Annotated in this window: 5 protein-coding genes; all 5 read right to left on the bottom strand. The window is 53.1% G+C overall.

What is annotated here, in order from left to right:
- On the bottom strand, positions 1 to 1,349 hold a 1,349-nt coding region (locus B3M32_RS09200), incomplete at its 3' end, for an ATP-dependent metallopeptidase FtsH/Yme1/Tma family protein (protein WP_290745755.1).
- Positions 1,349 to 2,659, bottom strand: a complete 1,311-nt coding sequence (gene tilS / locus B3M32_RS09195; RefSeq protein WP_290745752.1) for a tRNA lysidine(34) synthetase TilS — start codon at positions 2,657 to 2,659, stop codon at positions 1,349 to 1,351. The genes tilS and B3M32_RS09200, both read right to left, overlap by 1 nt.
- A gap of 4 nt (positions 2,660 to 2,663) precedes the next feature.
- Entirely contained in the window at positions 2,664 to 3,722 is a 1,059-nt protein-coding gene (locus tag B3M32_RS09190) for a hypothetical protein (protein ID WP_290745749.1), read from the bottom strand.
- Positions 3,723 to 3,744: 22 nt separating this feature from the next.
- Positions 3,745 to 5,052 carry a histidine-type phosphatase gene (locus tag B3M32_RS09185; RefSeq protein ID WP_290745746.1) on the bottom strand — a complete coding sequence of 436 codons (1,308 nt, stop codon included), beginning with the start codon at positions 5,050 to 5,052 and terminating at the stop codon, positions 3,745 to 3,747.
- 68 nt (positions 5,053 to 5,120) lie between these two features.
- Positions 5,121 to 5,292 (bottom strand): phosphoribosyl-AMP cyclohydrolase (locus tag B3M32_RS09180; RefSeq protein ID WP_290745758.1); only part of this gene is annotated, 172 nt, incomplete at its 5' end.

Genomic DNA, 5,292 nt, shown 5'->3' with positions numbered 1-5,292 from the left:
TCTTCGTCGGTCATCAGGAGCGTGCGGCGTTCGGCGCCCATGCTGAGCTTGTCGCGGGCTTCTTCGAAGTCGAGCATCGTCACTTTCTTGTTGTTGAAGCGGGCCGCAAGGAGGGCCGCCTCGTTTACGAGGTTCTCGAGATCGGCGCCGGCGAGACCGGGCGTCCCCTTGGCGATGGCAGAAATGCTCACGTCCTTGTCGAGCGGGACCTTTCTCTTCTTCAGGTGAACCTTCAAAATCTCTTCGCGGCCCTTCAGGTCGGGGAGGCCGACAACAATCTGGCGGTCGAATCGGCCCGGGCGGAGTAGAGCCTTGTCGAGCACATCGGGACGGTTTGTTGCCGCAATCAGGATGACGCCCTCGTTTGCTGCGAAGCCGTCCATTTCTACGAGGAGCTGGTTCAAGGTCTGTTCGCGTTCATCGTGCCCGCCACCGAGGCCTGCGCCACGCTGGCGGCCCACGGCGTCGATTTCGTCGATGAACAAGATGCACGGTGCATTTTTCTTGCCTGTCTCGAAGAGGTCGCGCACGCGGCTTGCGCCAACGCCCACGAACATCTCGACAAAGTCGGAACCCGACATGCTGAAGAACGGGACTCCCGCTTCGCCTGCGACTGCACGTGCAAGTAAGGTCTTTCCGGTACCCGGAGGCCCGACAAGCAATGCTCCCTTCGGAATGCGCCCGCCGAGTTCGTCATATTTCTTGGGATTCTTGAGGAATTCGACGAGCTCTTGCAAATCCTGTTTCGCTTCGTCGCAGCCGGCCACGTCATTGAACGTTGTCTTTTTCTTGGGGTCGTTGAGAATCTTGGCCTGGCTCTTGCCGAAACTGAACGGGCTTTTTCCGCCACCGCCCATCTGGCGGCTCGTCATAATCCAGAAGAAAACGATTAGGATGATAACCGGGAGGAACGCCATGATAGTGTCAATCCACGTAGTCGATTCGTGGATGACCTTGACCTTGACACCCTTGAAGACTTCCCAGGCGGTAATTTGCTCGTTACTGATGTCGAGCATGTGGCTCGTGAAGTGGCGGGTGTTCTTGGATTCGCTCTCGTTACGCGTAAACCTGGCGATCGCGCTGCGGTTCTTTTCCGCTTCGGCGATTTCCTGGTCGCTCATCTTGTAGGCCCCCTCGATGATGATGCCGTCGGGGGTCTTCTGCAGTGTAAGTTCTGTGATGACCTTGGTGGAATCGCCCATCATGGCGAGAAATTCCGTGCGGGTCATGTCCTGTTCACCGTTTTTCCCGGTCAGGGGGAACATCACGAACAACATGACGAGCATGATGAGGACGATGATGAAATTCCTGTTCTTGAACGGGGGTGCGGGCTTTTTCGGTTGGCTCATTAGTTTCCTTTTTCTGTACCTTCGCAAGATACAAATTTCTGTGCTTCCTCGGGGGTGCAAAACTCGCAAATTTGGATGGTTTGACCGATTTTGGCGATGGAACGCCTGCGGTATGCCGCCCGGTGCGGAATTTTCACATGTGCTGGCTCGTCTTGGTCATAAAAGAACCCGATCGGGAAGCGGAATCCCAGGAAGTCGAGCCAGAGCCGGAACATCTCGGAGAGGTCCGTGTCGGCGTGGGCCAGGAGTACATTGCGAAGCGCCTTCTTGTTCAATGAAATGTACTTTGTCATCCCCGGAACACAGCGGATGGATTCTCCTTCGGAGGATGACGCGAGTCCGGGATTCTCTTTTACCAGCGCTTCTTCGAAAAGAGCCCCGCACTTTTCCATCGCTTTCGTATAAACCCTGTCGGCGAGGGATGCCACGCGGCAAAGCTGTTCCGATGCTCCCGGACACGTTTTTTCCAGATGGGGGAGCAGTTCGTGCCTAATCCTGTTGCGTGCGAACGTGACGTCGGCATTGCTTTCGTCTTCGCACCATTCCAGGCCGTGTTCCTGGGCGTAGGCGAGAAGGTCCTTGCGTGTGATGTTTATGAACGGACGGCAGATGAGGTGTGGAAAGTGATGGATGATGGATGATGGATGATTGATAGTTGATGATTGATGATTGATGATGTGGGGGGTGGGGGAGGTATCCCCCTGATTGCAGCCCGTTGCGCGGTCTTCCATCACCCCCTCTAGCGGGGCTTCAGGCGCCACCCCCGCAACGCCTTGGCTATTGCCTAAAATGCGAATTTCTTGAATCCCCCTGAGTCCGGCAAGCGTCGTGCCGCGGCGGAGCCTCATGTACATCGTTTCGGCCTGGTCGCCGGCATGGTGCGCGGTTACGATAATTGATGATGGATGATTGATAATTGATGATGTTGGGTATGAGATGCGGGGTGCGTCATCCTGAGGCGAAGCCGAAGGATCCAGAGCAATCTCAACCAGTGCCTTGTACCTCGCGTCTCGCGCATTTTCTTCTAGCGAGCCTTCGGTTTCCTTGAGAGCATCTCCGTCGAGATGTTTCAGAAAAAAGGGGACGTTGTATTGGAGGGCGAATTCCTCGACGAATTTCGCGTCGCGGTCGGCAGTCCCTTCGCGGAGTCCGTGATGCACATGCGCGATGCCAAGCCATTCGATACCGAGCGCTTCGCGGTTGGCGATGAAATAATGCGCGAGGCAAATGGAATCCAGACCGCCCGAAACTGCAAGCAGCAGGCGCTTGAAACCATGACGGCGGATATTTTGCGCTAAATCAAGACTCAATTTTTTATTTCAGGTTAAATTGCTTGATACATTCTTCGAATTCGTCATCGTTGTCGCTGTAGCTTAGGAGTTGATCGACAAAAGCATGGTGGATGTTGCTGTAATCATTTTTGAGGAAATCCATGTCGTGCTCGGTAGCTTCGCAATACTCTTGGGTGACTTCAAGGTTCTTGTTCCAATTGGTGCAGGTCGTTCCTTGGTAGGATACTTTTATTACGGAGTTTGTGTATTGCGTGGGTTGCATCCCCATGGAAAGATTTGTGCTGATTTCGATAACCTTTCCGTCTACAGAAATATTTACAGTGTTGGAATCTTTCTGCAAGAACCATAAACCACTAGCTATAAATGCAGTGTCCGAAGAGATTTCCTGATTTTCGCTGAAGTAGTTGCGGCATAATTCTTCTTTCGGTTCGTCGTCAAATATCTGGTAAATTTGGTAGCAGTATTCGCCGGGACCATAAAGCTTATAGATATCTTTGAAACTTGATTTTATGGTTCTCTGGGTTGGTTCAAGTATAAGAGTTTGTTTAAGATTGGACGGGTTTGACACGAATGTTCCGTTTCTGATTCTGCCGACAAGTTCCCATGTGGAAAAAATGGAATTCGATTTGCCTACATAAACATAAGCAGCGTTGGGATCGTCGCATTCGTCCCCGATGTAATCGCATTCGTATAGAGTGTCATTAGACATCTTGAATCCGAAGGAACGGTCTATCATATATTTAAGCGTGTCTCCGCCATATTCGGATTGGAATGTAGTTGGCGACACGTCGTACCTGTTAAAAGTGCCCGTGTAGTCTTCCGTTACCCACTTGAACGAATTTGTGGCGGAATCGTAATCGCATTCCTCTTCGAGGAAATAGTACCTGAGATGTTCTTCATCAAAGAAAGAAAAACGGTCAGTTTTTTCGACAGTAGTCCAACCCGATTGGTCTGATTCTTGAGGGATGGATGATTCCTCTCCCTGTTTTTCTTCCTGTTTTTCAAAAGTTGAAACAGAATCGTCGTCACTGCAGGCGGCAAAAAAAATAGAGGCAAAAGCGAGAATATAGATTTTTTTCATAAGAACTCCTGGGTGTTTCGGGTTATTTCTCCGCTGCAATCTTGCCGTAAAATTCCTTGACGTCTTCCCAGCGGTAATACGGGGCGGCGGGGCAGTTTTTGACGGTCGCGGCATCGCATGTCACGGGCAGTTTCTGCTCGATTTCGTTTAGCATCACCTTCACCAAAATCGGGGCGCCCTTCTTGCTTGACTTGTAGAATACGAACTGCACGTTTGCGGCCATCGGGCTGATTTCGTAGTCGCGCCAGACCTTGTGCAGGTTCTCCATGTCGGCGGTCTCGATGCCGGTATTCATCGAGCCGTTCTCCAATTGCAGCAGTACGGCAAACGGGAAAATCACCGTATCGTGCCCGAAGCGGAGCGTGGCGGCCGTCTTTTTCGGGGCGTTCTTTGAAGGTTTTACGGTGTCCGCGGCGATTACCTTGTCTGCAACATCCAGGAAGTTCTTCAGGAGCGGCCTCGCGTTTTCAAGCCCTTGCTTTTTCGCGAAGGGGTTGTTGCCCAACACGCTGTACCACCAGGCGTTCTGCGCGTGCCAGCGTGCGGCGAGCTCTTCGGGTGTCCAGAGTTCGTCAAAGCTGAACGCGATTTCGGGGCTCCCTTGCAGGCTGTTGCCGATTTCGTAAATCTTGCTGTAAAGGTCACCCGCGTCGATGTTCTTCTTCACGTAAGCGGGGTCGTTGAAAATCGAATTCATCATGCGCGAGGGGTCCACGTGGCTGTAGAGTTTCTCGTTTTCCTTTTGCCATGCGGGCGTATTCGATTCGCCGATGATCTTGCCGAAGTCGAGCGGGCTGATGAATGCCATCAGGTATTTGCCCGATTCCTGGTGGATGTCAATCTTGGGCCTTTGGGCGCGCAGTTCTTCGAGAAACGCGGCCATGCTCACCACGCAGCGGGTCGACGTGCTCGCGTAGGCTTCGACGAAGGCGTCGTTCTTGAATATTTCCGGGAAGTTCTTGACCATGCGAATCGCGATTCCCTGGAGCTGTGCGACACCCAGTTGCGTGAGGTCGCCCGCGCGCGGTGCGGCGTATTCTTCCAGGAACTTGGCGTGGGCGAGCAGAATCTTGCCCGTGTCGGTGAGCTTGCCCAGGGAGTCGGCCTTGGCGAGCGTATTGAAAAGCATGTGGTAGTGGTCGGCGGGCTGGTGGAAGCGGCTACCGTGCCTGCCGTAGTGGCTCAGGTAGAACGGCTTGTAGCCCGCGGGGACCTTGGTGTACTTGGCGCTAGGAGTGGGGTAGGCGTAGTAGTTGCTGCCCATCTGGCGGAAGTCCTGGGCGAAGCAAGTCGCGGCAATTGCGAGCAGAAAAACAAATGCTTTTTTCATGTTTCCTTATCTCGATTGTATTCCAGATGGCGGATCGTGGTCCGCCATGACGTAATCATAGACTCTATTTATTTCTCACAGGTTTTGAAGAAGCAGCTTCTTGCTCCCGTATGACAAGCGACCTGCGGCCCCTGCATGCGGACCTTGAAGAGCAGTGCGTCAGAGTCGCAGTCGGCGGCCCATTCCACGACGGTCATCACGTTGCCGCTCGTGTTGCCCTTGTGCCAGTATTCCTTGCGG

The sequence above is a fragment of the Fibrobacter sp. UBA4309 genome (assembly GCF_002395745.1).
GTDB lineage: Bacteria > Fibrobacterota > Fibrobacteria > Fibrobacterales > Fibrobacteraceae > Fibrobacter.
Note: the sequence above shows the minus strand (reverse complement) of the source record. Positions and strands in the feature narration are given on the sequence as shown.

Excerpts from the sequence above, each read along its gene's own strand:
- B3M32_RS09190 (WP_290745749.1), bottom strand. The coding sequence starts at position 3,722 with ATGAAAAAAATCTATATTCTCGCTTTTGCCTCTATTTTTTTTGCCGCC.
- B3M32_RS09185 (WP_290745746.1), bottom strand. The coding sequence starts at position 5,052 with ATGAAAAAAGCATTTGTTTTTCTGCTCGCAATTGCCGCGACTTGCTTC.